Annotated in this window: 20 protein-coding genes, 1 tRNA gene and 1 riboswitch; of the genes, 12 read left to right on the top strand and 9 right to left on the bottom strand. The window is 73.8% G+C overall.

Annotated elements, in window-relative coordinates; translation table 11 throughout:
• Positions 1-29: 29 nt before the first annotated feature.
• Genes AC2TEW_RS22905 through AC2TEW_RS22895 form a run of 3 tightly spaced genes read left to right on the top strand, consistent with a single transcriptional unit; the run spans position 30 to position 11,108 of the window.
• Positions 30-1,301, top strand: coding sequence for a cytochrome P450 family protein (locus AC2TEW_RS22905; RefSeq protein WP_484625201.1), 1,272 nt, complete (start codon positions 30-32; stop codon positions 1,299-1,301).
• Positions 1,298-8,530, top strand: coding sequence for a non-ribosomal peptide synthetase (locus AC2TEW_RS22900; protein WP_484625200.1), 7,233 nt, complete (start codon positions 1,298-1,300; stop codon positions 8,528-8,530). The genes AC2TEW_RS22905 and AC2TEW_RS22900 overlap by 4 nt, the downstream gene beginning before the upstream one ends.
• A 4-nt stretch (positions 8,531-8,534) precedes the next feature.
• Positions 8,535-11,108: an FAD-dependent monooxygenase gene (locus AC2TEW_RS22895; RefSeq protein WP_484625199.1), complete on the top strand. Its 2,574-nt coding sequence runs from the start codon at positions 8,535-8,537 to the stop codon at positions 11,106-11,108.
• A gap of 29 nt (positions 11,109-11,137) precedes the next feature.
• Here AC2TEW_RS22895 and AC2TEW_RS22890 read toward each other — a convergent pair whose 3' ends face one another.
• Complete coding sequence (locus AC2TEW_RS22890; protein ID WP_484625198.1) at positions 11,138-11,386, bottom strand: acyl carrier protein; 249 nt, start codon at positions 11,384-11,386, stop codon at positions 11,138-11,140.
• Between the two features lie 136 nt (positions 11,387-11,522).
• Entirely contained in the window at positions 11,523-11,801 is a 279-nt protein-coding gene (locus AC2TEW_RS22885) for a hypothetical protein (RefSeq protein ID WP_484625197.1), read from the bottom strand.
• Positions 11,802-11,896: 95 nt separating this feature from the next.
• On the opposite strand from AC2TEW_RS22885, the gene AC2TEW_RS22880 reads away from it, so the two are divergent.
• Complete coding sequence (locus AC2TEW_RS22880) at positions 11,897-12,259, top strand: hypothetical protein (RefSeq protein ID WP_484625196.1); 363 nt, start codon at positions 11,897-11,899, stop codon at positions 12,257-12,259.
• Positions 12,260-12,356: 97 nt separating this feature from the next.
• Here AC2TEW_RS22880 and AC2TEW_RS22875 read toward each other — a convergent pair whose 3' ends face one another.
• From AC2TEW_RS22875 to AC2TEW_RS22845, 7 genes are all read right to left on the bottom strand, one after another.
• Positions 12,357-13,067: a DUF6193 family natural product biosynthesis protein gene (locus tag AC2TEW_RS22875; protein WP_484625195.1), complete on the bottom strand. Its 711-nt coding sequence runs from the start codon at positions 13,065-13,067 to the stop codon at positions 12,357-12,359.
• 323 nt (positions 13,068-13,390) lie between these two features.
• Entirely contained in the window at positions 13,391-13,642 is a 252-nt protein-coding gene (locus tag AC2TEW_RS22870) for a hypothetical protein (protein WP_484625194.1), read from the bottom strand.
• 82 nt (positions 13,643-13,724) lie between these two features.
• On the bottom strand, positions 13,725-15,083 hold the full coding sequence (locus AC2TEW_RS22865; RefSeq protein WP_484625193.1) for a carotenoid oxygenase family protein: 1,359 nt from the start codon (positions 15,081-15,083) through the stop codon (positions 13,725-13,727).
• 95 nt (positions 15,084-15,178) lie between these two features.
• Positions 15,179-15,667 (bottom strand): SRPBCC family protein, encoded by a 489-nt coding sequence (locus AC2TEW_RS22860; protein WP_484625192.1) that lies wholly within the window; start codon positions 15,665-15,667, stop codon positions 15,179-15,181.
• A gap of 122 nt (positions 15,668-15,789) precedes the next feature.
• Positions 15,790-16,356, bottom strand: coding sequence for a TetR/AcrR family transcriptional regulator (locus tag AC2TEW_RS22855; protein ID WP_484625191.1), 567 nt, complete (start codon positions 16,354-16,356; stop codon positions 15,790-15,792).
• A gap of 193 nt (positions 16,357-16,549) precedes the next feature.
• Entirely contained in the window at positions 16,550-16,846 is a 297-nt protein-coding gene (locus AC2TEW_RS22850; RefSeq protein ID WP_484625190.1) for a hypothetical protein, read from the bottom strand.
• A 138-nt stretch (positions 16,847-16,984) separates the two neighbouring features.
• Positions 16,985-17,587, bottom strand: coding sequence for a hypothetical protein (locus tag AC2TEW_RS22845; protein WP_484625189.1), 603 nt, complete (start codon positions 17,585-17,587; stop codon positions 16,985-16,987).
• 249 nt (positions 17,588-17,836) lie between these two features.
• Between AC2TEW_RS22845 and AC2TEW_RS22840 the strand changes: the two genes are divergently transcribed.
• The 8 genes from AC2TEW_RS22840 to AC2TEW_RS22805 all read left to right on the top strand — a co-directional run bounded on the left by AC2TEW_RS22840 (position 17,837) and on the right by AC2TEW_RS22805 (position 26,254).
• A tRNA-Cys gene (locus AC2TEW_RS22840) sits at positions 17,837-17,931 on the top strand.
• A 298-nt stretch (positions 17,932-18,229) separates the two neighbouring features.
• Positions 18,230-18,796, top strand: coding sequence for an RICIN domain-containing protein (locus AC2TEW_RS22835; protein ID WP_484625188.1), 567 nt, complete (start codon positions 18,230-18,232; stop codon positions 18,794-18,796).
• A 402-nt stretch (positions 18,797-19,198) separates the two neighbouring features.
• Complete coding sequence (locus tag AC2TEW_RS22830) at positions 19,199-20,122, top strand: tetratricopeptide repeat-containing protein (protein ID WP_484625187.1); 924 nt, start codon at positions 19,199-19,201, stop codon at positions 20,120-20,122.
• A 361-nt stretch (positions 20,123-20,483) separates the two neighbouring features.
• Positions 20,484-20,656: riboswitch (cobalamin riboswitch) on the top strand.
• 223 nt (positions 20,657-20,879) lie between these two features.
• Positions 20,880-22,379, top strand: coding sequence for a CoA-acylating methylmalonate-semialdehyde dehydrogenase (locus tag AC2TEW_RS22825; protein WP_484625186.1), 1,500 nt, complete (start codon positions 20,880-20,882; stop codon positions 22,377-22,379).
• Complete coding sequence (locus tag AC2TEW_RS22820) at positions 22,376-23,524, top strand: acyl-CoA dehydrogenase family protein (RefSeq protein WP_484625185.1); 1,149 nt, start codon at positions 22,376-22,378, stop codon at positions 23,522-23,524. The genes AC2TEW_RS22825 and AC2TEW_RS22820 overlap by 4 nt, the downstream gene beginning before the upstream one ends.
• On the top strand, positions 23,524-24,597 hold the full coding sequence (locus AC2TEW_RS22815) for an enoyl-CoA hydratase/isomerase family protein (protein WP_484625311.1): 1,074 nt from the start codon (positions 23,524-23,526) through the stop codon (positions 24,595-24,597). Before AC2TEW_RS22820 ends, AC2TEW_RS22815 begins: the two co-directional genes overlap by 1 nt.
• A complete protein-coding gene (mmsB, locus tag AC2TEW_RS22810) occupies positions 24,594-25,481 on the top strand; it encodes a 3-hydroxyisobutyrate dehydrogenase (protein WP_484625184.1) in 888 nt (295 codons plus the stop codon). Before AC2TEW_RS22815 ends, mmsB begins: the two co-directional genes overlap by 4 nt.
• Positions 25,478-26,254: an enoyl-CoA hydratase gene (locus AC2TEW_RS22805; RefSeq protein WP_484625183.1), complete on the top strand. Its 777-nt coding sequence runs from the start codon at positions 25,478-25,480 to the stop codon at positions 26,252-26,254. The genes mmsB and AC2TEW_RS22805 overlap by 4 nt, the downstream gene beginning before the upstream one ends.
• The last annotated feature ends 119 nt before the right edge of the window (positions 26,255-26,373 follow it).

The following is a 26,373-nucleotide window of genomic DNA, read 5'->3' as shown; positions in this document are numbered from 1 at the left end:
AGTGCCGAGTGCCGCCGAGGTCGTGAGCCATGTCCGCCCCGCCCGCCCCGCCCGCTTCGAACCGCTGTCCGTACCGGCTGGACGGCGGCGCAGCCGATGTCCACGGTGAAGCCGCGGCCCTGCGCGCGCTGGGACCCGCCGCCCGCGTCGAGCTGCCCGGCGGGGTGCCGGCCTGGTCGGTGACCGACCCGGGGCTGGTCCGGCGGCTGCTGGTCGACCCCCGGGTGTCCAAGGACGCGCACCGGCACTGGCCCGCCTTCCTCGACGGCGACCTGCCCGCCGACTGGCCGCTGCGGATCTGGATGGACATCCGCACCGTCCAGACCGCCTACGGGCCCGACCACGGCAGGCTGCGGCGGCCGCTGGTCCCCGCGTTCACCGCGCGCCGGGTCCGGGCCCTCGCCCCATGGATCGAGGAGATCACCGCCAGGCTGCTGGACGGCCTCGAGGCGGCGGCCGCGGCCGCCCCCGGCGGGGTGGTGGACCTGCGCGAGCACTTCGCCGCGCGCCTGCCGTGGCTGACCGTCACCGCGCTGGTGGGCCTGCCGGAGACCCTGCACGACGGCTTCCAGGCCGTCAACGACACCGTCTTCGGCACCGACCTGACGGCGGAGCAGGTCGCCGCCAACGCGGCCGAGGCCGCGCAGCTCCTCGGGGACCTGCTCGCGGCCAAGGCCGAGCACCCCGGCGACGACGTCACCAGCGCCCTGCTCGCCGCCCACCACGCGGGGCAGCTCGACCGGCGGGAGCTGGCCGACAGCATCTGGATGACCCTCGGCGCCGGCTACGGCACCACGGCGGGCCTGCTGGACCACGCCGTGGTCAACCTGCTCACCCACCCGGCCCAGCTGGCGCTGGCGGTCTCCGGCCGGGTCGGCTGGGACCAGGTCGTCGAGGAGACCCTGCGCCACCAGGCCCCGGTGGCCAGCTTCATGATGCGCTTCCCCACCGAGGACCTGCACGACGAGGCGACCGGGCTGACCTTCGCCCGCGGCGAGGCCCTGGTCGTCAACTACGCGGCGGTCGGCCGCGATCCGGGCGTGCACGGCCCGGACGCCGACCGCTTCGACCTCACCCGCACCACCGCCCGCGAACACCTGGCGTTCAGCCTCGGACCCACCTACTGCCTGGGCGCCGAACTCGCCCGCCTCGAAGGGCGGACCGCGCTGGCGGCACTGTTCGCCCGGTTCCCCCGCCTCGAACTCGCCGTCGCGCCCGCCTCGCTGGTCCCGCTGCCCTCGCTGATCTTCAACGGGCACCGGGAGATCCCCGTACGGCTCGGAGGACCTTCCCGCACGTGAGCACCGACCCGCAGACCCTCCACCGGTTGACGGCGTACCAGCAGGACGTGTGGGCCGCCGGGTCCCGTGCGCCGCAGTCACCCCAGTTCAACTGCGTCCTGCACGAACGCCTGCGCGGCAGCGTCGACCGCGAACGGCTCGCCGCCTGCGCGGAGCTGGTGCTGCACCGCCACGAGACGTTCCGGCTGCGGTTCGCCGACCGGGCGGGGGTGCCGTTCCAGCGGGTGGCGCAGGAGCGGGTCCCGGTCACCGTGGTCGACCTCTCGCACGAACCCGACCCGGGCGCCGCCTGCGCCCGCTGGATGCGCCGGTCGCTGGCCTGCGCCCTGCCGCTCACCGGCGGCCCGCTGGTGGAGGCCGCGCTCCTGCTGGAGGGCCCGGACGTCACCCACCTGCACGTCAAGGCGCACCACATCGTCGCCGACGGCTGGAGCCTCGACCGGCTCGGCCACGAGATCCTCCACGCGTACGGGCAGGCGCCGGACGGCGGTGCCCGGCGCAGCGTTCCCGCGGCGCCCTCCCCGCTGGCGTCCGTCGGGCCGGACGCCGCGTACCGCGCCGGTGCGGACGGCGAACGCGACCGGGCCTTCTACCGGGAGTACCTGCGCGGTGCCGCGCCGGCACTCTTCGGGCGCACCCGGGGGGAGGGCCCGGGGGAGCGCGGCCGCCACTCGTTCGTGGTCGACGGCGCGCTCGTCGGCCGGATCCGCGCGGCGGGCTTCTGGCCGTTCACGTACGTGGCGGCGATGCTCGGCACGTATCTGACGCGGGTGCACCGCACCGAGGAGGTGATCCTCGGCGTCCCGTTCCTCAACCGGACCTCCGAACCCCACCGGGGCGTGCTCGGCCAGTTCGCCAACACCCTGCCGCTGCGGATCGCGGCACCGGGCAGCCGCACCGTCGGGGACCTGCTCACCGGGATCCAGGACACGACCCGCCGGCTGCGGCGCCACGAACGGCTCTCGCTCGGTGACATCCTGCGGGAGGCGCCCGCGGTCGGCCACGGCCCGCGGCAGCTGTTCGACGTGACGCTCTCCGCCGTGAACTGGTCCCGGCGGGAACAGGTCGGCGGCCTGGTGCGGCGGACGGCCCTGCGCGCTCCCTCGCACGACCAGCACGCCCTGGGCGTCCTGGTGTCCGCCTTCGACGACACGCCCGACCTCCGGGTCGACCTGGACCACGCCCGAGACGTCTTCGACGGGGACTCGCCCGTCACCGCGCTCGCCGACCACCTCACGACCCTCCTGGAACACGGCGTCGCGCGGCTGGACCGGCCACTGGCCGAAGTACCCATGCTGTCGCCCGCCGAGCACCGGGACCTCACCGCCGGGCGGGCCCGCGGCCGGCGGGTACCCCGCGCAGACCGCGCCACCGTGCACGGACTGTTCGAGGCGCAGGCCGCCCGGCACCCGCAGCGGACCGCGGTCGTCGCACCCTCCGGCGACACCCTGACCTACGCCGCGCTCGACGCCCGGGCCGACCGCGTCGCGCGGGCCCTGCGGGCACACGGCGTCGGCCCCGGCGACCGGGTCGCGGTGATGATGCAGCGGGGGCCGGACCTGCCGGCCGCCCTGCTCGGCACGCTCAAGGCGGGCGGCGCGTACGTACCGGTGGACCCCGACCTGCCGGCCGAGCGGGTGCGGTTCCTGCTGCACGACAGCCGGGCCAAGGTGATGATCGTCGACGACGACGCCTCCGGCGTGCCGCCCGGGGACGCGACCGTGCGCCGGGCCGGGGACCTGCTGCACGCCGGGGAGTTGCTGCACGGCAGCGCGGACCCGGTCGGGCCGACCGCCACCCACCGCGACCTGGCGTACGTCATCTACACCTCCGGCTCGACCGGGGCGCCCAAGGGCGTCATGGTCGAGCACCGCAGCGTGGTCAACCGGCTGGCCTGGATGCAGCGCTGCTACCCGCTCGGCCGGTCGGACGTGCTGCTGCAGAAGACACCGGTCTCCTTCGACGTCTCCGTCTGGGAACTGTTCTGGTGGGCCACCGAGGGCGCCACCCTGGCCCTGCTGCCGCCCGGCGGCCACCGCGACCCGCGCCAGGTCCTGGAGGCCGTCCGCGCACACCGGGTCACCGCCGTGCACTTCGTCCCCTCGATGCTCGGCCCGTTCCTCGACCTGCTGGAGGACCCCGCCGCCGGCGCGGCCGTCCGGTCGCTGCGGTACGTCTTCTGCAGCGGCGAGGCCCTGCCCGCCGCCGGCGTCGAGCAGTTCAACCGCCTGGCCGCCCGGTGGCGCCGCGAGAACGGCACCGGTCCCCGGCTGGTCAACCTGTACGGCCCGACCGAGGCGACCGTCGACGTCTCGTCCTACGACTGCCCGGGCGACCCCGCGCACGGCATCGCCCGGGTACCGATCGGCCGCCCGATCGACAACACCGCACTCTACGTCCTGGGCGCCGACGACCTGCCGCAACCCGTCGGGGCCGCCGGCGAACTGTGCATCGGCGGAGCCGGCGTCGCCCGCGGCTACCTCGGCCGCCCGGAGCTGACCGCCGAGAGGTTCGGCGACGATCCGTTCACGCCGGGCGGCCGCCTCTACCGCAGCGGCGACCTGGCCCGGTGGCTCGCCGACGGCACCCTGGAGTACCTCGGACGGCTCGACGACCAGGTCAAGATCCGCGGCCACCGGGTCGAACCCGGCGAGGTGGCCGCCGCGCTGCGCACGGTGCCCGGCGTCCGGGACGCCGTCGTGGTCGGCCGCACCACCCCCGACCGGGGGACCGTGCTGGCCGCCTACTACGTCGCGCACGCCCCGATCGGGGCACCGGAGCTGCGCGAACGCCTCGGCCGGGCGCTGCCCGCGGTCATGGTCCCGGCGTCCTTCACCCGGATCGACGCCGTGCCGCTGACCCCCAGCGGCAAGGCCGACCGCAACGCGCTGCCCCGCCCGCACGACACCCCGGACGCCACCGGAAACGCCCGGCCGCCGCGCAACCGGGCCGAAGCGGTCCTGGCCGAGGTCTGGGCCGGGGTCCTGGGCCATCCGGCCGTCGGGATCCACGAGGACTACTTCGCCCTCGGCGGCGACTCCCTCCTGATGCTCAGGGTCCGCGCCGAGGCGGAGGCCCGCGGCCTGACCTTCTCCCTCACCGACCTCCTGCGCCACCCGACGGTGGCCGCCCTCGCCACCCGCACCCGGGAGTGCCACGCGCCCGAGGCCCTCCCGCAGCCCTTCGCCCTCGTCAGCGACCTCGACCGGACCCGGCTGGGCGACGCCGGGGACGCCTTCCCGCTGACCCGGCTCCAGCTCGGCCTGCTCTACCACAGCCGTCGGCACGAGAGCTCGGCCCGATACCGGGACGTCTTCCGCTACACCCTCGACATGCCCTGGGACGAGACGCAGTTCCGCCGCGCCTTCGACCGGCTGACGGCACGGCACCCGGCGCTGCGCTCCGCCTTCGACCTGGCCGGCGCCGAACCGCTGCAGGTCGTCCGCCCCCGGGTGGACGGCGGCCTGGACATCGCCGACCTGCGCCCGCTCGACGGTAGGGCCGCCGAGGCCCGGGTACGCGCCCACATCGAGGAACGGCGCCGCCACCGCTACGCCTTCGACCGGGCGCCGCTGTACCTGTTCCGCGCCCACCTGCGGCCCGCCACGGTCGACCTGGTCCTCAGCTTCCACCACGCGCTGCTCGACGGCGGCAGCGTCGCCACGCTGCTCCAGGAACTGCTCCGGGACTACGCCCACGGCCTGGGCCTCGGCGCCGAGCCGGTCGAGGACACGGCGCTCCCGTCACCGGCCGCCCACGTACGGCTGGAGCAGGCCGCCCTGCGGTCGACGCAGGCCCGGCAGTACTGGCGGCGGAAGCTGGCCGGCCACGAGCCCCTGCCGCTCGAGTCCTTCCCGCCGCACCGGCCCGGCACCGCCCGACCGGCGGCCTCGCGCCGGGTCGACCTGCCCGCCGACCTCGTCGAGGGCGTGCGGCGCCTCGCCGCCGAGCACACCCTGCCCGTCAAGTCCGTCCTCCTCGCGGCGCACGCCCTGACGCTCGCGATGCTCGCCGGCACCAGGGACGTCACCACCGGGCTGATCACCCACGGCCGGCCCGAGCTGCCCGGGGCGGAGCGGATCGCGGGCCTGTTCCTCAACACCGTGCCGGTCCGCCTGGACACCGCACGGGACAGCTGGCTCGCCGTCGCGCGCGAGGCCCTCCACCAGGAACGGGAGGGCCACCCCCACCGCCGCCACCCGCTGAGCGCCATCCAGGAGGACCACGGCGGGCCCGTCCTGGACACCGCGTTCAACTACGTGCACTTTCACCAGCTCGCCGCCGTCCTCGCGCTGCCCGGCCTGCGGCTCGCCGAGTTCCACAGCTGGGAGGAGAGCGACTTCCGGCTCCTGGTGAACGCCGTCACCGAACCCGACGGCACCGGCATGTGGCTGCGGATCGACTGCGACGGGACGACGTTCTCCGCCGAACAGGGAGACAGCTTCGCCGCCGGCTACCTCGGCATCCTGCGGCGCATGGTGGAACAGCCGCACGCCGAACCGGACTTCGCCTTCCTCGCCGCCCCGCCGCCGGTGGCCCCCCGCACCGCGCACCCCACCGCGAACCCCATGCCGCACCCCACCACGCACCCCACCGTGACGGCCCGCTTCGCCGAACAGGCCGCCCGCACCCCGCACGCCACCGCCCTGGTGCTGGGCGACGAACGCTGGAGCTACGCCCGGCTGGCCGACACCGCGGAACGCGTGGCGGCGCGGCTGCACGCCCTCGGCCCCCCGGCGAACGCCCGGATCGGCATCGCCATGAACCGCTCGCCGCTGGCCGTCGCCGTGCTGCTGGGCGTCCTGCGGGCCGGCTGCGCCACCGTCCCGCTGGACGTCGGCTACCCGGCGGCCCGGCTGGCCGCCATGCTGGCCCAGGCCCGGCCCTTCCGCGTCGTCACCGAACCCGCGTACGCGCACCTCGCCGGCGATCCGGCGCTGCCGCTGCCCGCCGAGGCACTCGCCGCACCGGCGCCGCCGGACGGCCCGGCCCCGCCCGGACCGGACACCGGGAACACCGCGTACCTCCTGTTCACCTCGGGCTCCACCGGAACGCCCAAGGGCGTCGCCATGCCGCACCGTGCCCTGGCCGGCCTGGTCGACTGGCAGACCCGCGCGCCCAGCGCCGCCGTCGGCGGGGTGACCCTGCAGTACGCGCCGCTCAGCTTCGACGTCTCCTTCCAGGAGATCCTCTCCACGCTCTGCTCCGGCGGCACCCTGTGCCTCGCACCCGACGCCGAGCGGCGCGACCCGGCCGCCCTGCTGCGCCTGCTCGGACGCGAACGCGTCGAACGGGTCTTCCTCCCCCCGGTGGCCCTCCAGCAACTCGCCGAAGCCGCCCGTGCGCTGGGCCTCACCCCGCCGGCCCTGCGGGTGGTGATCACCAGCGGCGAGCAGCTGCGCATCACCCCGGAGATCCGCGCACTGTGCGCCGCCCTGCCGGGAGCCGTGCTGGAGAACCAGTACGGCCCGACCGAGACCCACGTGGTCACCGCGTACACGATGACCGGCGACCCCGAGGGCTTCCCCGCGCTGCCACCGATCGGCCGACCCGTCGACGGCGCCGAGGTGCACCTCCTGGACGAGCGGATGCGACCGGTCCCGGCCGGTACACGCGGCAGCATCCACCTCGGCGGCCGCTGCCTCGCCGACGGCTACGAGGGCCGCCCGGACCTCACCGCCGAGCGCTTCCTCCCGCACCCCTGCGCCGACCCGGACCGCAGGCTGTACCGCACCGGCGACCTCGGCATGACGCTACCCGGCGGCGACCTCGTCCACCTCGGACGCGAGGACACCCAGGTCAAGGTACGGGGCTTCCGCGTCGAGCCCGCCGAGGTCGAACTCGCCCTCACCGGAATGGCGGACCGCCACCCCGGCCTCGCCGACGCCGCCGTGGTGGCCCGCCGGCGCGCCGACGGTGAGACCGTCCTCGCCGCCTTCCTCCTCGGCGAGGGCACCGCCGACGACCTGGCCCGCATCCGCGAGCGGCTGCGCGCCACCCTGCCCGACCACCAGGTCCCCTCCCACCTGCAGTGGATCCCCCGGTGGCCGCTGACCCCCAGCGGCAAACGCGACGACGCCGCCCTGCGCCGCCTCCCGCCCACCGCACCCGGCCGCGCCCCCGCCACCGCGCCGCGCGACGCCTACGAGCGGGCCCTGACCGAGATGCTGGCGGATGTGCTGTCGCTGGACACCGTCGGGGTCCACGACAGCCTCTTCGACCTCGGCGGCACCTCGCTCACCGTGATGCGGCTGGTGGTCAGGATCGAACAGCGCTACCGCGTGCACCTCCCGCTCGCCGAGTTCATCGCCGCACCCACCCCCGCGGGCCTCGCGGCCCGGCTGCGCGACCGCGGCGCGCGGGCCGTCCACGACCCGCTGGTGCAGATCCGCCCGCAGGGCACTCGCCCACCCCTGTTCCTGGTCCACCCGATGGGCGGCAACGTGCTGTGCTACCTCGCCCTCGCCCGCCACCTCCCCGACGGCCGGCCGCTGCACGCCCTCCAGGCCGCCGGAGCCGACCCCGGCACCACACCGCTGCGCAGCGTCGAGGAACTCGCCGCCCGGTACCTCACCGCACTGCGGACCGTGCAGCCGCACGGCCCGTACACCATCGGGGGGTGGTCGTTCGGGGGCTTCGTCGCCTTCGAGATGGCCCGCCGGCTGCGCGCGGCGGGCGAGGAGGTGGCCCGCCTGCTGGTGCTGGACACCACCGCCCTGCACCGGGGACCACGCGCCCCGCACGGCGACGACGCCCTGCTCGGCTGGTTCCGCCACGAACTGCTCCGGCCCGGCGACGGCGCCGGGACCGGCTCTGCCGGGCCGGGCCCACGCGAGGAGAAGTTCGCGGCCATGGCCCGTCTCGCGGCCGAGCGGGGCATCCTGCCGGCCGGCAGCTCCGGGGCCGCCGTCCGCCGCCTGTTCGACGTCTACCGGGCCAACTGGCAGGCCACGCTGGACTACCGGCCACCGCTCGAGGACCAGGACCTCACCCTGATCCGCGCCTCCGAACCGCTGCCCGCCGTCCTCGCCGACCTGCACCGCGCCGCCGGAACCTGCCACCAGGACCCCCGCAACGGCTGGAGCGGCATGACCCGCGGCCGGATCGACGTCGTCGGAGTCCCCGGCGACCACCTGACCATCATGGAGGAACCGCACGTGGCCCACCTCGCCGCCACCATCGCCGCCCTGACCGGGACCGGCCCCGCCCGAACCGGCCGGAAGAGCTGACACCATGACAACCCGACAGCGGGCCAAGGCCCTGGTCATCGGCGCCGGCGTCGGCGGCCTCGCCTGCGCGCTCACCCTGCGGCGCGTCGGCCTCGACGTCGAGGTGTACGAGCGCGCCACCGAGCTGCGCACCACCGGCTCGGCCCTGTCGGTCATGAGCAACGCCGTCACCGCCCTCGCCACCCTCGGCATCGACCTCGCACTCGACAAGCGCGGCCGGGCCGTCGAATCGTTCAGGATCATGGACCGGCGCGGCCGGAAGATCAGGGACCTGCCGTTCAAGGAGGTCTGCGACACGGTCGGGGCGCCCAGCTACTGCCTCGGCCGCGCCGAGCTCCACGAGGCGCTGCTCACGGAACTCGGGGACTGCCCGATCCACCTGGGGGCGACCGCCGCCGGCTTCGGGACCACCGGCGCGGGCGTCACCGTCCGGTTCACGGACGGCCGTTCGGCGAGCGGGGACGTCCTGATCGGCGCCGACGGCATCAACTCCGCGGTCCGCCGCCACCTCGTCGGCCCCGAGACCGCCCGGGACGGCGGCTACCTCGTCCGGCTCGGCATCGTCCCCTTCCGGCACCCGCTCCTCACCCCGGGCGGTGTCCGCCACTACTGGGGCAGCGGACAGCGCTTCGGCCTGATCGACATCGGCCACGGCCGCTGCTACTGGTGGGCGACCACGAGCACGGCCACGGCCGTGGCCGCGTCCACCGGCGGGCCGACCGCCGACGGGCCGACCGCCGGCCACGTCAAGGACACCCTCACCGACGCCTACGCCGACTGGGCGGACGAAGTGCGGGAAGCCATCCGGGTCACCCCGCCGCAGTCCATCCTCACCGTCCCCTCCCGGGACCGCGCCTTCCTGGAACGGTGGGGCGACGGCCGCATCACCCTGCTCGGCGACGCCGCGCACCCCATGCTGACGGCGCTCGCCCAAGGGGCGGCCATGGCCATCGAGGACGCCGTCGTACTGGCCGGAAAGCTCGCCGGGACCACCACCGGCGACGACCCCGCGCCGGCCCTGCGCGCCTACGAGGACCGCCGCCGCGACCGGGCGCGGGCCATGGTGGCCGAATCCCGGGCCGTCAGCGACCTGGAACAGGCGGCCCGCCCCGCCCGGCGCCTGCTCCGGGACGGCTACTTCCGGCTGGTACCCCGCCAGATCCTCGCCCGGAGGCTGACCTCGGCGCTCACCTACCCGCACTCCCCGGCCGCCGGACCGGGCGACGTGCGGCGCGAACTCAGCCCCCTGGAGCGCCTGTACCGGATCGCCGACCGGACCTCGCCCCTCAACGTCCTCGCCCGGGCCCGCGTCCACGGGCACCTGCCCCCGGCGCTGCACCGCCGCGCGCTCGACGCGCTCCAGCTCCGGCACCCCCTGCTGCGCGTCGCGATCACCGACGACGGCACCGGAGCGCGCCCGGCCTTCACCCCGTGCGACGGACAGCAGATCCCGCTGCGGCACGTCGAGCTGCCACCCGACGACCCCGAGGCCGACACCCGGTGGGAGCGGGAGGTCAACGACCACGAACTGGCGGAGTCCCTCGATTCGGGCACCGGGCCGCTGATGCGCGCGGTGGTGATCACCTCCGGCGGGACCGGCGGCGGGGACCAGGGACGCGTCCACGACCTGCTGCTGACGGCATCGCACACCATCGCCGATGGCAAGACCTGCCTGTCCCTGCTCCGGGAGTGGATCGACCTCGCCGCCCGGGCCGCCACCGGTGCACCGCTGCCGCTCACCCCGCTGCCCGTACGGCCCGCGACCGAGGACCTGCTCCCGCGCCGCCACCGTGGCGCGGCGGGCGTCGCCGGGCTCGAGGCCATGATGGCGCGCGACGAGGCGGACGCCGGGGCGAGCCCCGCCCAGCGGGTCGTCCCGAGCCGGCAGGTGCCGTTCGAGCAGCGGCGTACCCGGATGGTGCACCGGTACCTCGGCGCCGACCGGCTGGACCTGCTGGTGGAGGCGGCCGCGCGCCACGGCACCACGGTCCACGGGGTGCTGGCCGCCGCGATGGTGACGGCCGTCGCGCGGGATGCCGGGACCCCGGCGGGCGGGCACGTCTCGATCGGCTCGCCGGTCGACTTCCGGGGCGATCTCGACCCGGCCGTCGCCCTCGACGAGGCCGGCACCTACGTGGCCACCGTCCCCTCCCGGGTCCGCTACGAGCCCGACCGGCCGCTGTGGTCGACGGCCCGGGAGATCAGCCAGGACCTGGTGCGCCGCCGGGCCCGCCAGGACCACCTGGCCATGCTCAGCCTGCCGCGCTGGGCAGGGCTGGACTCGCCGCAGGAGTGCGAGGCGTTCATGCGGTTCATGGACGAGCGGGGACCGATCAACCTGTGCCTGTCCAACGTCGGCCGCTACGCGTTCCCCGACCGGGTCGGCCCCTGGCAGGTCAGCGACGCCCAGTTCCTGACGGGCATCTCGATCATGGGCGCGATCGTGGCGACGGCCACCACCTGCCACGGCCGACTCGCCTGGAACTTCAGCCATGTCGAGCACCTCGTCCCGCAGGCGCGCGCACGGCGGATCGCCGACGAGTCCGTGCAGAGCGTGCTGTCCGCGCTCCCGGGGTGACGGTTCACGGCGTCGTCACCATCACCTCGTCACGGGCGCCGGACTCCGGACGGCACACCGGCCCTGTCCCGCATCAGCTGCGCGATGTCGGCCAGGGTCGGCGCGTCCGCCAGCTCGTCCTGGTCGATCACCAGCCCCGAGTCCTCCTCCAGCACGATGGAGAGTTCCACCGCGAAGAGCGAGTCCAGGCCCAGCGCCGCCGGGGTGGCGGTGGGGGAGAGCAGTTCGGGCCGCACCTGGAACCGGTCGGTCAGGACGCTGGCCAAGATGTCGTACACGTCGTCTCTCCGGAACGGTCGGTGCGAGCGGGAGCGTGCTCGGGCGGCGGCGCGCCCGGCGTGCCCGATGCCGAGCGGCGGCTCAGTCGTATCACGCCGTAACGCCCGACGGACGCAGTGACTCGCGGCCGTGGGGTCAGGAGAACTCCTGGTCGGGTGCGGCGAGATGGAACGGGACGCCGCTGCGGCGCGCCTCGCCGAGCCGCCCGAGCAACTCGAACTGCTCCGCCGGCACCAGCGGCTCCCACTCCCGCAGGCTGCGCACCGCGTGGTCGGTGTGCTCCGCCGGGTCCAGGACGATCGCGGAGATCTCCGCGGCCGCCATGACACCGTCGGGGGTCTCGCCGGGGTCGAGCATGCCGCCCGCCGAAGCGAGCGGGTTCGCCGATTTCTGGGCGGGATTCGAAGGCTCCACCAAAGCACCGTGACGGCTGCTGGACGCGCCCCACGGGCTGCCGGGGTTGGATCGACGAAGCAGGCTGAATCGTGGGCGCGGCTAGTGTTGCGGACATGGCTGTCATGGATGTCCGCAACGGTTCCAAGGGTTGGCTCGTCATGTGGCTTGAACCACTGGGTGAGGATCGATGGCTCAGGCCGGACGAGACGTTCCGGGTTCGATCCGACTACAACGGCGATGAGCCGGCCTTCTCCATGACCTTCTGGGTGGATGACAACGACCGGTCGGCGGGGATCGAGAACGTCGCCGTCTGGATCGAGAACGGTGACTTCTACGCGGAAGTCGCCGACCGGGCGGGCAACCTCATCGAGTGCGGGCACCAGAGACCTGCCGAAGTCGACAGGCGATGGCAGGCCACGCTCGAAGAGGCGAATAGGCGCGCGACAGAACGGAAAGCGGGAGGAGAGACGGTCTGATGACCAGGTGGTGCCCTGGCGATCAAGAGCGCTGGGGCCAGGTGCACCCGGGCGTGGGGACGAACACGACCGCTGCCGCTACCGCTCGAACAACGTCTTAACGCGCCGGCCCGATCCCCTCCGGCAGGACGGCGACCACGAAGGCGACGGCTTCATCCGGCGTCTCGAAGCGCGCGAGCAACTCGCTCCGGTTCCGTACCCCGTAGAACCCTTCGTCGTGCGGCCAGATCGTGTACCCGACCTGTGTCGTACTCCGTCGCGCCGTGGTACTGGTGGAGAACCAGAGGGTGAAGTGGCTGGTCACCGGCATCAGTTGGCGGAGCGCCGGCTGGCTGTACGCGGCCGCCAACAGCGCATGCACGCGCGGGAACCGGTTCATCGGCGGCATGTGGATGCCGTCGAGCTTGAGGCACCACGCCAGCTCGACAACACCGAGCGGCTCCCGCTCGTGCGCGAGGGCCCAAGGGCGGAACTCGATGCACGGAGCCTGTTCCTTGGTCTCCTCGAGACCCGCTCCACCGGTCCAGGCCACCACCGCCCTGACCACCTCGGCCGGATCGGCGGTCCACCCGCAGGCCAGGCTCCGGCCGTTGCTCTGGAGATACACCCAGAAGGCAGGCCGCTGCCCGTCGGCCGGACGCACCGACACCCGCCGGCCGAGCCCCGAGTCGACGTACACCGCTATGCCGCTCCACTGCCCGTCCGGCGCAGGCAAGACGACCCCGAGGCCCTCCGCCACACGCCCCAGCGTCTCCTGGAGCACCCCGCCACCCCAGTAAACCTCGCCGGACCCCACCCCGAACTTCATCCCGCCAGTATGCCGCTGCGCGCATCAACGGTCCCAACGGACCCAGACATTGCAGCAGCAACACCTGAAGTTCAGGAGATCAGCTCAAAATCCGGGATGGTCGCTCAGCGGGCCCGATGAGCCGCCAGCCAGCTGAGATGGAACGACGCGCCGCTCGGCATTCTCGGGAACCCGCTCGTACTCCAGTTACCACCCAGTGGGCGGGCCAGCTGATGTCGGGCCGGTCGTCCCGGACCCGGTGCGGCGGCCGTTCGGCGGGGACGCCTGGAGCCCGTCACCCCGTGGTACGGGTGGCGGGCTCCCAGAGGCGGAGGCGCGGCGGGTCAGTCACGCAGGGCGAGCAGCAGGGCCGGCACGATGAGCAGCAGCAGCCACGGTTCGGCGAGGGCGGCCACGCCCAGTCCGGTGTAGACGGCGGCTTCGGCGGCCCGCTGCCGGGTGCGGCGGCGCTTCTTGTCAGCCTTCTTGTCGGCCTTCTTGTCCGTCCTCCGGGCCGCACTGTCGACCTGCTCGGCGCAGTGCCGGTCGCTCTGCTTCTCCAGGGACACGGGAAGCTCGGTGTGGTTCTCCGACATCGTTTTCTCCTCGGGGTTGTTGGTGGTGGAGGGTGGGTGTTGGTGGTCCGGTGGTCCGGTGGTCCGGTGGTCAGGTGGGCGGTCAGGCCAGGTCGGCGTCCGGGATCCAGGAGCCGTGGATCATGGCGGGGACCCGGCGGGGCAGGTGGACGGTGGCGACCGGCGGCAGGGTCAGGTCGGAGGCGTCCAGGACGAGCAGCTTCGAGGCGTCCGCGTTCAGGTCGCTGACCACGGTCAGCAGGTACCCGGAGTCCTCGCCCGCAGCGTCGGCGGACGCCACGAACACCGCCTCGCTGGGGAGTTGCCCGGTGCCGACCGGACGGAGCTGCCGGGCGCCGGTGGCGCGGTCGTACTTGACCAGGGTGTGGTTGCCGATGCCCTGGTCGTCCGGGAAGGCCAGCGCGTACTGGAAGCGGTGTTCGCGGCCGATGAAGGCGTCGTTGATGGTCGGGAACTCCACCACCAGGTCGTCCGTGTCCTGCTCGGTGACCCGGCCTGCGCCCAGGTCGATGGTCCAGCGGCGGCTGCGCGAACCGGAGTTGGGCTCTGCGCCGCGGTCCGGAGCGCCGACCCACCAGTTCCACGAACGCTGCCAGCCGGCGCGGCCCACCGCGGGCCCCTCGACCACGATCCGGCCGCGGGCGTCCTCGTACGCGTTGGCGAGGTGCATCGCGTAGCCCTGGCCGATCTCGAACCAGCGGACCTTGGCCGCGCCGCCTTCGCCGCGCGGCATCACGCCGATCCGCGACGTCTGTGCGTCGCTCCAGCCGTACGGGATGCCGGAGTGCTCGTTCGGGTCGAAGGTGACCGAGCCCTCCAGGAAGACCACGTGGTGCTCGGTGATGGCGAAGTCGTGCTTCAGCGCGGCGCTCGCTCCCGGCACCTCCTGGCTCGTCAGGACCTGGCCGTCGGCCGAGGCGACGTGGTGGATCAGGTAGGGCGGGAAGGGCGAAGAAGCGAAGAAGTGCAGCTCGCCGGTGGCCGGATCCTCCTTGGGGTGCGCGGTCATGGCCGAGGTCAGCTTGCCGTTGAAGTCGTAGGCGCCGACGGTCTCCAGGTCCCGGGTCAGCTCGAACGGCAGGTTGGCCTCGCAGAGTGCGAGCAGTCGGCCGCCGTGCTCGATGACGTGGGTGCCGGCGGTGCTGGCGGTCAGGTCGGGGCCGTGCTCGGTCATGTACGGCGCGCCCTCGAGGGCCGGGGTGTGCACCCAGCGGTTGCGGTACCACTCGGCGCGGCCGTCACGCAGCCGGATGCCGTGGACCATGCCGCTGCCCTTGAACCAGTGGGTGGGGGTGACGCCGGGCTTGGGGTTGTGGCTGTTGCGGATCAGACGGCCGGTCAGTTCGGGGGGCAGGGTGCCCTCGACGGTGAGGCCGGTGGCGGTGATCTCGTCGGCGACGGGGGTGTAGTGGCCGGTCAGGTACGGCTTGCTGCTGGTCATGGCGGGTTCCTCGGGTCTGTCGTGGGGTGGGTAGGGCTAGTGGGGCTCGTGGGGCTCGTGGGGTGTGTCGTGTGTCCTGTGCCTTGCGGCGGGCGTCACCGGCGCTCGGCGCGTGCCTTGAGCTCGTGGAGCCAGGTCTCCAGGGACTGCCGGAGCGCGTCGCCGAGCAGCTCCGGCTCGGCGTCGACCGGGGCGCCGGCCCAGGACTCCTCGGTGCGGACCGTGACGACGCCCTCAGACTCCTCGAAGGTCCACACGTGGATGCCGTCGATGCCCTGCACCGGGCCGCCCCAGACGATCCGCTCGCCCGGCACGACCTGGAGGACGGTGGAGGTGATGTCGAGCCCGTGGGTGGACCAGCGGAAGGAGGTGCCCGGGACGAGCGGGCCGAGGATCGCGGCCCTGGTGACGTCCGGGTGCCAGTCCGCCCACGCGTTGATGTCGGTGTGCAGGCGCCAGACGGCGGCCAGCGGGGCGTTCACCGTGGTCGACAGCCGGACGACGACGGGGGCGTTCTCGTCGACGGTGGTCTCGGGGCCGGTGATCGCGGTGGCGGCGGTGGTGTTGGCGGAGTCGGTGTTCATGGTGGCTCGTGTCCTTCCGGGTCTGGGGGGAGGGTCAGATCTAGGAGTGGTTAATCACTCACTCTTTGGCCCGAAGAAGCGGCAGCCCGCTGTCGATGGGCTGCCACGTTGCGGGCGGGTCCTCAGTAGTGCCGGATGCCCGCCGTGAGGGTGCGCGTCCAGGGCGCGTCCACCTTGTCGGCGTCCATCGCGGCCACCAGGTGACACAGCATGCCGACGGCGAAGAACTCCTGGACCTGCCGGTCATCACCCCCGGAGGCCCCGCGGACGTACTCGACCATGCGGGCGTACCCGGCCCGCACGGCGTCGCGGATCGCCGGCTCGGAGACCGCGGCGGCCTGGGCGTGCATCTGCACCAGCAGCAGATCCTTGTCGCTGATCAGCCGGGCGTAGGCATCACCCATCGCGTACAGCACGGCCTCCGGCGAGCTGCCCTCGGCGGCGGCCGCGCCGCCCTCCAGGCTGGCCCGCACCCGGACGAAGCAGTACTCGACCACGGCGACGAACAGGGCTTCCTTGCTGGGGAAGAGCCGGTAGACGTACGCCTGCGAGATCCCGGCGGCCTTGGCGACCTCCGTCGTCGTGGTGCCGAAGTAACCCCGCGAGGCGAAGGCGCCGATCGCGGTGCGCAGCACCGTGTCGCGGCGTTCCTCGGCGGTGGAGAGTTGGCGTTGGCGTTCCGTTTGCATGTGAGTACTCAACCACTCACACTTTCGAGGTGTCAAGCGCCGGGGCTCGCGAGGTCGGGCTGACCCGGTGGCGGAGCCCGGGCTGGCGCGGGAGAGAAGGGGTGCCTCCGGTCGCCCCTGGGCGGAGTGGTCGTCCGTCCTCGGGGCGGAACCGCTCGATGGCGTCAGGGGCGTGCGGCAGTCGTCCGGAGAATCAGACGCCGCTGTTGTCGACGAGTCCCACGACGTCGAGGTATTCGATTTTCGGCGGGACGCCGTAAATTCCCGTCACCTTTTCGACGATCTCCGCCGTGAAAAATGCGCGGGCCTTCGCCTCGTCGTCCCAGAGGTAGAAGTTCCGCGCCTGAACGCCGCCTTCGTCGAGCATGAAGCTCTTGAAGCGAAGGCCGTCCATGCCTTCGAACGGCGCCCGGAGGTCGCTCGCAATCTTGGCGAGAGTTGAACGGTCGAACTTGTCGGGCTGCGTGAACGTCACGAGCACGCCGATCATCATGCCTCCTGTCGATTGGGCGGGTAAATGGTCGATCGAGTGGCGCTGGAGGCGATATTCCAGTATACGCGGCCTGATATTCCGGCCGCCCGGCCGCGAGTCGGATGTGCTCGCCCGCGGCCCGGGGCCGGCGGATGCTCAGGGGTTCGCGAGGGTGATCGTCTGCGGGTTCGGGTCGGTGTCGAGGTTCGGGGGGAAGTTCGCCGGGAGGCTTCCCGGGGAGGTCTGCGGGATGTACGAGCCGGGATCGGCCTCGGTGCGGCCCGGGGTCAGGGGGTTCGGGCCGAAGACGCGCAGGTTGAAGATCTGCGGCCGCCCGGTGCAGGGGGTGTCGACCTGGACCGTGTGTGCGCCGGCGTCGAAGTCCGGCAGGTCCACGTTCACCCACTGGATCGTGTAACCGAGGGTGCAGGTCACGGTGACCGGGACGGTCGCGAGGTTGGACGACTGGATGACTCCGTCGCCCACCAGCATGGTTGCCGACGGGGAGGTGACCGGACCGGTCGCGCCGACGGTGTGGCCGGTGCCGGTGATGTGACCGGTGCCGGTGGTGTTGTCGTGGCCGGCGGCACTGTTGTTGGCACCGACGTTGGTGACGTTGCCGTCGCCGTTGTTCACCACGATGGCCGAGCCGAACGCGGGCACCGCGGGGCTGTCTGCCGACACCCGGGCCGCCGTGCCCGCGATCAGGAGCGCGGCGGAGGCGACGACGGTGGCGGAGCGTGCGGAGAGCACCTTCATGAGCGGGAGGTCCTTGCTGTTCCGGGGCGGGTCGGCGCGGTGGGCCGCACCGCCGATGATTCGGGACGGAGCGGCCCTGATCCCGACCGGCGGCACGTGGCGGGCCCGAAAGTCACCCGTAGTGGTCAAGCGGAGATCCGTCCGCCCGGCCGGGGCAGCCGCGGTCAGCGGGGTGTCAGCCTGCGGTCAGGCGGATGGGCCAGGCTGAGGGCACGTCAGGGAGTCCCGGAGAACGGGAACCCGGGACTGGGAGAGGTGCCCGGAGCGGTTCATCGGGTGCCTGGCCGGCAACGGCCGAGCAGGGTCCGCAAGGGCCCGCGCAGGTTCGAATCCTGCCCTCTCCGCCCGAGCAGCCCCGGCCGGGCCGGGCCGTGACGGCCGGTCACGTCCGCGGTGCGTGGCGCAAGCGGTCCCGTGCCCCGTAGTCCGGCCGCCCCGAGGCGGGCACCGTCGGTGTCGGTTCGATGTCGTATCATTCGCCGACGTCGGTGGCCCGGCGCGGGAGCGCGGGCCGTGGGGGACGGGGACGGACGGGCGTGGCGCCCGGGCACGCACCCGGGCCGACGCGGGACCCGGGCGATCTCTCGTCCGGGCGATCCGCCCCTGCCGGTTCTGCGACTCGTGCAAGGGGATCGAAGCTCGATGACCATCCGTACACCGCTGCGCCGTGTCCGCGCGGCAGCGGCCGTGGCAGGCGCCGCCGTCACGTTCCTCGCCGTCCTGCCCGCCACCCCGGCCTCCGCGGCGGGCGGCGGCTTCACCACACCGAAGTCCACCACCCTGGTGAACGCCAACTCCGGGAAGTGCCTGGAGGTCGCCGACTGGCGTACCGACAACGGCGCCCCGGTCCGGCAGTGGGACTGCCACGGCGGCGCCAGCCAGCTCTGGGACTTCAAGCAGGCCGGCGGCGTCACCATGCTGGTCAACCGCAACTCCGGGAAGTGCCTGGAGATCGCCGACTGGCGGATGGACGACGGTGCGCCGGCCCGCCAGTGGGACTGCCACGGCGGCTGGAACCAGGGCTGGCTCTACTCGGGCGAGATCGGGCCCCACAAGGAGCTGGGCCTGTCCAACCTCAACTCCGCGGCGCTGCTGGAGGTCGCCGACTGGCGTACCGACAACGGGGCCCCGGCCCGCCAGTGGCGGGGCGCGACCAACCGGGTCGTCGACGGCAACAAGGCCTGGATCACCGGCATCAAGCTGCTCTGACCGGCCCTGAGGTCCGTCGGTGCGGGTCCCTGCCGGGTCGGCGGGGACCCGCACCGCCGTCCGCCGTGGACCCCGGCGCCGGGATCCGAGGCGCGACGGGTGGTGCGGAGGCACTGGATCGACCAGACCCCGGATCAACCCGCCACTGCTACCGACGTGGAGAACGCTCCGGACGGTCCGGCGGGTGCGCCGCGCTCTCCCGGCACGGCCGGCACGGTCACGTCGGGGGAGTGCCATGGCGCGGGTGGCCGACCGGGTGGCGCAGCGCGGCTTCGTCGAGGACCACCTCGAGCTCCGGCCGGCGCTTCGGGGGTGCGGTGCAGCAGTTCCTCGGTGCGGTGAACCGGCGCAGCGGCCGCCCGCGTACTTGCGTACGAGTGTCCACAGCCCGGGGAGAACGCGGTGTCCGTAGTCGATCGGTCGGTCTTCTCGTGGCACCAGCAGTGCGCAGCAACGGAGTTGGTGCGCGCCTTGACCGAGTGCACCAGCGCCGACCGGGCCAGGCGGCTCGCCGAGCAGGCCGCGCCGGACCTCGCCGCGATGCAGAACCCGTACCGGCGGGCCTTCGCGCTGGCGGTCCCGGCGGTGGCCCTGGTCGCCCTCGGCGACCCGGTCGGCGCCCGGCGGCTCGTCGAGCGGGCGGAGCCGATCGCCCGGGCCGTCGACTACGGCAGCAACCGGGCGAACGCCCTCACCGGCCTCGGCGCGGTGCTCCACGCGGCCGGTGATACGGCCGGGGCCCGGCGCCTGCTGGGCCTCGCCGAACAGGCCGCGCTGGCCGCCACCCACTCCGAGGACCGGGTCGGCGCCCTCGGCGAGGTGGCCGAGGCGCTCGCCGGCCTCGGTGACACCGACGGCGCCATGCGGGTGGTGGCGACGGCGGAACGGATCGTGGCCGACGAGCCGGACGACGTCTACCAGTCCCGCGCGATCTGCGGGCTGTCGGCCATGCTCGTCGCCGTCGGCGAGCCGGCCCGGGCCGAGGAACTGGCGGCCACCGCCCGCCACTCCTCCTACCGGTACGGCGCCCACGAGCACCTGATGCTCGCGCTGGCGGGCCAAGGACGGGTCGAGGACGCCCGCCGGGTCATCCGGAACCTCGGCGACCCGGAGCTGATCGGGGACGCGACCCGCGCGCTGGACGAGGCGCTGACCACCAACACCTTCCACGTCGTCCCGCCGGTTCCCGGCCTCGACCTCCCGGTGCCGGAGCCGGCGCCGGGACCGGTCCCCGCCGAGCCGGCGCTCCCGGCAGGCCCCGCCGTCGAGCCGCGCCCCGCAGCCGCCCGCCGACCGCCTCCGTCGTCCCCCGCGGAACCCGGCTGAGGTTCTCCCCGAGCAGCGCGCGGCCCTGGGCCCGAACCAGCGGGTCGTTGCCGACGCAGAGGACCTGGGTGCGTCCGGGATGTCCGCGGCGCCGCGGCCGTGCGATCCACGTCCGGACCGGCATCGGGGGTACCCGACCCCACCTGGTCGGCGGCGCGGACGTCGCGGATCCCGGTACCCGGTCAGGCCCGTCGGCGGGGCCGGCGGCAGCGGTACGCGGGGTGGCGGACCGGGACGGTCCGGGACGGACGGCGACTCCCGTGGCCGGACGGTACGCGGGTGCCGCCCGCGAGGCTCGGCCCGAGCCCCGGGCGAGGAATCGGGGCGGATGCCCTGGACTTACTAGGACGTCCAACTATATGGTCGACGGCAGGTCCGCGGTGTCAGGGAAGCCGGTGCAAGTCCGGCACGGTCCCGCCACTGTGACCGGGGAGTTCGTCCTCGCAGGTGAAGGCCACTGGCAGCCAGCCGGGAAGGCCGGGGGACGGGCGTCGATCCGGGAGTCAGGATACCGGCCGCGGGTGTTCCGTGTTTTCCACGAGGATGGAGACGACACGCCATGACTCCGGGCTGCTCCCGATCCACCACCCCTGGCTGTCCTGCGCCGACGAGCGCCGGGGCCCACACGCCCTGACGTCCCGTCCGGCCGCCGCAGGCCGATGGACGGCGGTCGCACCACCGTGCGCCCGCCCGTCGACGGCGGCCCTCCACTCCTCCTCTCCGCACCTCTCCGCACCCAGGACGAGAGAAGGAACCGATGGTCCGAGAACTCACCCACTACATCGCCGGCAAGCACGTCGCCGGCACCTCCGGCCGCTTCGGCGACGTCCACGACCCCAACACCGGCCGGGTCCAGGCCCGGGTGCCGCTCGCGAGCCGCGCCGAGGTCGGGACCGCGATCGCCGACGCGGCCCAGGCCCAGCCCGAGTGGGCCGCCTGGAACCCCCAGCGCCGGGCCCGGGTACTGCTGCGCTTCCTCCAACTGGTCGAGCAGGAGAAGGACAGCCTGGCCCGGCTGCTCTCCGCGGAGCACGGCAAGACCGTCGCCGACGCCCACGGCGACCTCCAACGCGGCCTGGAGGTCGTGGAGTTCGCCGCCGGGATCCCGCACCTGCTGAAGGGCGAGTTCACCGACAACGCCGGCTCCGGCATCGACGTGTACTCGATGCGCCAGCCGCTCGGCGTGGTCGCCGGCATCACCCCGTTCAACTTCCCCGCGATGATCCCGCTCTGGAAGGCCGCGCCCGCGCTGGCCTGCGGCAACGCCTTCATCCTCAAGCCCTCCGAGCGCGACCCGTCGGTGCCGCTGCGCCTCGCGGAGCTGTTCCTGGAGGCGGGCCTGCCGCCCGGCGTGCTCAACGTGGTCAACGGCGACAAGGAGGCCGTCGACACCCTGCTGGAGGACCCGCGGGTCGAGGCGCTCGGCTTCGTCGGCTCCACCCCGGTCGCCCAGTACGTCTACGCCACCGCCGCCGCGCACGGCAAGCGGGCGCAGTGCTTCGGCGGCGCCAAGAACCACATGGTCATCATGCCGGACGCCGACCTCGACCAGGCCGTCGACGCCCTGGTCGGCGCCGGGTACGGCTCGGCGGGCGAGCGCTGCATGGCGATCTCGGTCGCCGTCCCGGTCGGCGAGGAGACCGCGAACGCCCTGGTGGCGAAGCTGGTGGAGCGCATCGCGGCGCTGAAGGTGGGCCGCTCCGACGATCCCGACGCCGACTTCGGCCCGCTGGTCGGCCGTGATGCGGTGGACCGGGTCCGCGGCTACCTGGACATCGGCGTCCGGGAGGGCGCCGAACTCGTCGTCGACGGAAGGGACTTCCGGCTGGAGGGGCACGAGGACGGCTTCTTCCTCGGCGCCTCGCTGTTCGACCGGGTCACCCCGGCGATGCGCATCCACCGCGAGGAGATCTTCGGCCCGGTGCTCTGCGTGGTCCGCGCCGCCGACTACGAGGAGGCACTGCGGCTGCCGAGCGAGCACGAGTTCGGCAACGGAGTGGCGATCTTCACCCGGGACGGCGACACCGCCCGCGACTTCACCCGCCGGGTGAACACCGGCATGGTCGGGGTCAATGTACCGATCCCGGTCCCGATCGCCTACCACACCTTCGGCGGCTGGAAGCGCTCCGGCTTCGGCGACCTCAACCAGCACGGGCCGGACTCGATCCGCTTCTACACCCGCACCCGTACCGTCACCTCGCGCTGGCCCTCCGGGGTCAAGGAGGGCGCGAGCTTCACCATTCCGACGATGGGATGAGCGCCGTGCACGACCTCACCGAGGACCAGCGGGCGATCGCCGACGCCACCCGCGCCTTCGCCGCCGAGCACCTCGCCCCGTACGCGGTCGAATGGGACCGCACCAAGCACTTCCCGGTGGACGTGCTGCGCAAGGCCGCCGACCTGGGCCTGGCCGGCGTGTACGTCCGCGAAGACGTCGGCGGCTGCGAACTCGGCCGCCTCGACGGCGTGGTGGCCTTCGAGGCGCTGGCCACCGGCTGCCCGTCGATCGCCGCCTACCTCTCCATCCACAACATGGTCGGCTGGATGATCGACCGGCACGGCACGGCGGAGCAGCGCGCCCGGTGGCTCCCCGCCCTGTGCACGGCCGAACAGCTGGGCAGCTACTGCCTGACCGAGCCGGGCGCCGGCTCCGACGCCGGAGCGATCGCCACCCGGGCGGTCCGCGACGGCGACGGCTGGGTGCTGGACGGCGTCAAGCAGTTCATCTCGGGGGCAGGCGCCGCCCAGGTGTACCTGGTGATGGCGCGCACCGGCGCGCCCGGACCGGCGGGCATCTCGGCCTTCCTGGTGGACCGCGACGACCCCGGCCTGTCCTTCGGCCCGAACGAGCGGAAGATGGGCTGGAACGCGCAGCCGACCAGGCAGGTCGTGCTGGACGGTGTCCGGCTGCCCGCCGACCGCCTGCTCGGTGCCGAGGGCGACGGCTTCCGGATCGCCATGGCCGGCCTCAACGGCGGCCGGCTCGGCATCGCGGCCTGCTCGCTCGGCGGCGCCCGGGCCGCGCTGGACCGCGCCGTCGCCCATCTCGCCGACCGCGAGGCGTTCGGGACCGTCCTGCTGCACGCCCAGGCGCTGCAGTTCCGGCTCGCCGACATGGCCACCGAACTGGAGGCCGCCCGCGCCCTGGTCCGGAGCGCGGCGGCCGCGCTGGACCGCGCCGACCCGCGCGCGCCCGAGCTGTGCGCCATGGCCAAGCGCCTGGCCACCGACACCGGGTTCGAGGTCGCCGACCAGGCCCTCCAACTCCACGGCGGCTACGGCTACCTGGCCGAGTACGGCATCGAGAAGATCGTCCGCGACCTGCGGGTGCACCGGATCCTGGAAGGGACCAACGAGATCATGCGCGTCATCGTCGCCCGCGGCCTGACCGGAGCCGCATGATGTCCGACAGCGACACCGAGGAGGTCGTGATCCGCCGTGAGGGCCGGACCGGCCGGATCGTTCTCAACCGGCCGACGGCGCTCAACGCCCTCACCCACCCCATGGTGCGGCGGATCACCGAGGCGCTCGACGCCTGGGAGCGGGACGACCGGATCGCCACGGTCGTCGTCACGGGCGCCGGTGACCGGGCCTTCTGCGCCGGGGGCGACATCGTCGCGATCCATCGCGCCGCCACCGGCGGGGACGTGGCCGCCGTCGAAGGGTTCTGGCGCGACGAGTACCGGCTCAACGCCCGGATCGCCCGCTACCCCAAGCCCTACGTCGCCGTGATGAGCGGCATCGTGATGGGCGGCGGCGTCGGCGTCTCGGCGCACGGCAGCGTACGCATCGTCACCGGCACCACCCGGATCGCCATGCCGGAGGCCGGGATCGGCTTCGTCCCCGACGTCGGCGGCACCTACCTGCTCGCGCTCGCCCCCGGCGAGCTGGGCACCCACCTCGCGCTGACCGCGGGCTCGGCCGGCGCGGCCGACGCGATGGCCTGCGGGCTCGCGGACCACTTCGTCCCCGGCGAGCGGGTGGCCGCGCTGCTCGACGACCTGGCCGCGCTGCCCGTCCACGACGCCCTGCTGCGGCATGTCGGGGCCGCGCCGCCCGGCCGGCTGGAAGGGCAGCGGGCCTGGATCGACGCCTGCTACCAGGCCGATACCGTCGAGGAGATCCTGGAGCGGCTGCGGGCCGCCGGCGAACCCGAGGCGAAAGAGGCCGCCGACCGGATCGCCGCCAATTCGCCGACCGCCGTCAAGGCGACCCTGGCGGCCCTTCGCCGGGCCCGCAGGCTCGGCCCGCTGGAGGCCGTCCTCGACCAGGAGTACCGCACCTCGTGCGCGGCGCTCGCCACCCCGGACCTCGCCGAGGGCATCCGGGCCCAAGTGATCGACAAGGACCGTTCGCCGCGGTGGGACCCGGCCACGCTGGACGCCGTCCCGCCCGCCGCCGTCGACCGCTACTTCGCCCCGCTCGGCGCGGCGGAACTCGGCCTCGCCACCACCACACCCCTGGAGCGCTGGTGACCCACCGCATCGGATTCGTCGGACTCGGCAACATGGGTGGCCCGATGGCCGCCAACCTCGTCAAGGCCGGGCACCGGGTGGCGGGCTACGACCTCGCCCCGGCAGCGGTACGGCAGGCGGAGGCGGCAGGCGTCCGGCCGGCGACCTCGCCCGCCGACGCCGTGGCCGGGGCCGAGGTCGTGATCACCATGCTCCCGGCCGGGCGGCACGTCCTGTCCGCCTACGCGGACCTGCTGCCCGCCGCCCCAGCGGGGACGCTCTTCGTCGACTGCTCCACCATCGACGTGGCGGACGCCCGGGCCGCGTACGCCTCGGCGGTGCAGGCCGGCCACCGGGCGGTGGACGCTCCGGTGTCCGGCGGCGTGGCCGGGGCCCGGGCCGCGAGCCTCACCTTCATGGTGGGAGCGGCGGAACCGGACTTCGGTGCGGCCCGGCCGGTGCTCGAGACGATGGGCCGCAAGGTCGTGCACTGCGGACCGTCGGGGGCCGGGCAGGCGGCGAAGATCTGCAACAACATGATCCTCGGCATCTCGATGATCGCGGTCAGCGAGGCGTTCGTGCTCGGCGAGAGCCTCGGGCTCAGCCACCAGGCGCTGTTCGACGTGGCGTCGACCGCCTCCGGGCAGTGCTGGGCGCTGACCAGCAACTGTCCGGTGCCCGGCCCGGTGCCGGCCAGCCCCGCCAACCGCGAGTACGCGGCGGGGTTCGCCGCGGCGCTGATGGCCAAGGACCTCGGACTGGCCGCGGGCGCGGCCGAGGCCTTCGGGCTACCGGTCGAGCTCGGCCGGCGGGCGGCCCGGCTCTACGCGGAGTTCGCCGAGGGACACGGCAGCGGCCTGGACTTCTCCGCGATCATCACCAGCATCAGGGAGGGCGTCAAGTGACCGGTTACGGGACGATCCTGGTCGAGCGCAAGGGCCGGGTCGGGCTGATCACGCTCGACCGGCCGAAGGCGCTGAACGCGCTCAACACCCAGCTGATGAACGAAGTCGTCGCCGCGGCAACGGAGTTCGACCGGGATCCGGAGATCGGCTGCCTGGTGGTCACCGGCTCGGAGCGGGCCTTCGCGGCCGGCGCCGACATCAAGGAGATGCAGTCGCTCGACTTCGCCGGCGCCTACCTCGGCGACTGGTTCGCCGCCTGGGACCGCTTCGGCGCTCTGCGCAAGCCGGTCGTGGCGGCCGTCGCGGGCTACGCGCTGGGCGGTGGCTGCGAGTTGGCGATGCTGTGCGACATCCTGCTGGCCGCCGACACCGCGAAGTTCGGCCAGCCGGAGATCAAGCTCGGCGTCATCCCGGGGATCGGCGGCTCGCAGCGGCTCACCCGGGCGGTCGGCAAGGCCAAGGCGATGGAGCTGTGCCTGACCGGCCGGATGATGGACGCGGAGGAGGCCGAGCGGGCCGGGCTGGTGTCCCGGATCGTCCCCGCCGCGGATCTGCTCGCCCAGGCGATGGCCACGGCCGACGCCGTCGCGGCGATGTCCGGACCGGCCGCCGTCATGATGAAGGAGAGCGTCAACCGCGCCTTCGAAACCACCCTCGCGGAGGGCGTGCGCTTCGAACGCCGGCTCTTCCACGCCACCTTCGCCACCGCCGACCAGAAGGAGGGCATGGCGGCCTTCGCCGAGAAGCGCCCGCCGTCGTTCACCCACCGCTGACCCGCCGCCGGGGTGGGGCCGTGCGGCGCCCGGGTTCCGACGGACGTCGCGACCTCGACGCGGCCCCCGACCTGCGGATCCCACCCCGACGGAGTCTCACCATGTGGGCGATCGGGTGA

It is taken from the genome of Kitasatospora sp. NEAU-CNBT7 (genome assembly GCF_057220535.1).
Note: the sequence above shows the minus strand (reverse complement) of the source record. Positions and strands in the feature narration are given on the sequence as shown.

Coding starts and splice junctions, on each gene's coding strand:
- AC2TEW_RS22845 (WP_484625189.1), bottom strand. CDS start 17,587: ATGAAGGTGCTCTCCGCACGCTCCGCCACCGTCGTCGCCTCCGCCGCG.
- AC2TEW_RS22825 (WP_484625186.1), top strand. CDS start 20,880: ATGGTCCGAGAACTCACCCACTACATCGCCGGCAAGCACGTCGCCGGC.
- AC2TEW_RS22870 (WP_484625194.1), bottom strand. CDS start 13,642: ATGTCGGAGAACCACACCGAGCTTCCCGTGTCCCTGGAGAAGCAGAGC.
- AC2TEW_RS22850 (WP_484625190.1), bottom strand. CDS start 16,846: ATGATCGGCGTGCTCGTGACGTTCACGCAGCCCGACAAGTTCGACCGT.
- AC2TEW_RS22855 (WP_484625191.1), bottom strand. CDS start 16,356: ATGCAAACGGAACGCCAACGCCAACTCTCCACCGCCGAGGAACGCCGC.
- AC2TEW_RS22865 (WP_484625193.1), bottom strand. CDS start 15,083: ATGACCAGCAGCAAGCCGTACCTGACCGGCCACTACACCCCCGTCGCC.
- AC2TEW_RS22820 (WP_484625185.1), top strand. CDS start 22,376: ATGAGCGCCGTGCACGACCTCACCGAGGACCAGCGGGCGATCGCCGAC.
- AC2TEW_RS22815 (WP_484625311.1), top strand. CDS start 23,524: ATGTCCGACAGCGACACCGAGGAGGTCGTGATCCGCCGTGAGGGCCGG.
- AC2TEW_RS22860 (WP_484625192.1), bottom strand. CDS start 15,667: ATGAACACCGACTCCGCCAACACCACCGCCGCCACCGCGATCACCGGC.
- AC2TEW_RS22875 (WP_484625195.1), bottom strand. CDS start 13,067: ATGAAGTTCGGGGTGGGGTCCGGCGAGGTTTACTGGGGTGGCGGGGTG.
- AC2TEW_RS22880 (WP_484625196.1), top strand. CDS start 11,897: ATGGCTGTCATGGATGTCCGCAACGGTTCCAAGGGTTGGCTCGTCATG.
- AC2TEW_RS22895 (WP_484625199.1), top strand. CDS start 8,535: ATGACAACCCGACAGCGGGCCAAGGCCCTGGTCATCGGCGCCGGCGTC.
- AC2TEW_RS22835 (WP_484625188.1), top strand. CDS start 18,230: ATGACCATCCGTACACCGCTGCGCCGTGTCCGCGCGGCAGCGGCCGTG.
- AC2TEW_RS22905 (WP_484625201.1), top strand. CDS start 30: ATGTCCGCCCCGCCCGCCCCGCCCGCTTCGAACCGCTGTCCGTACCGG.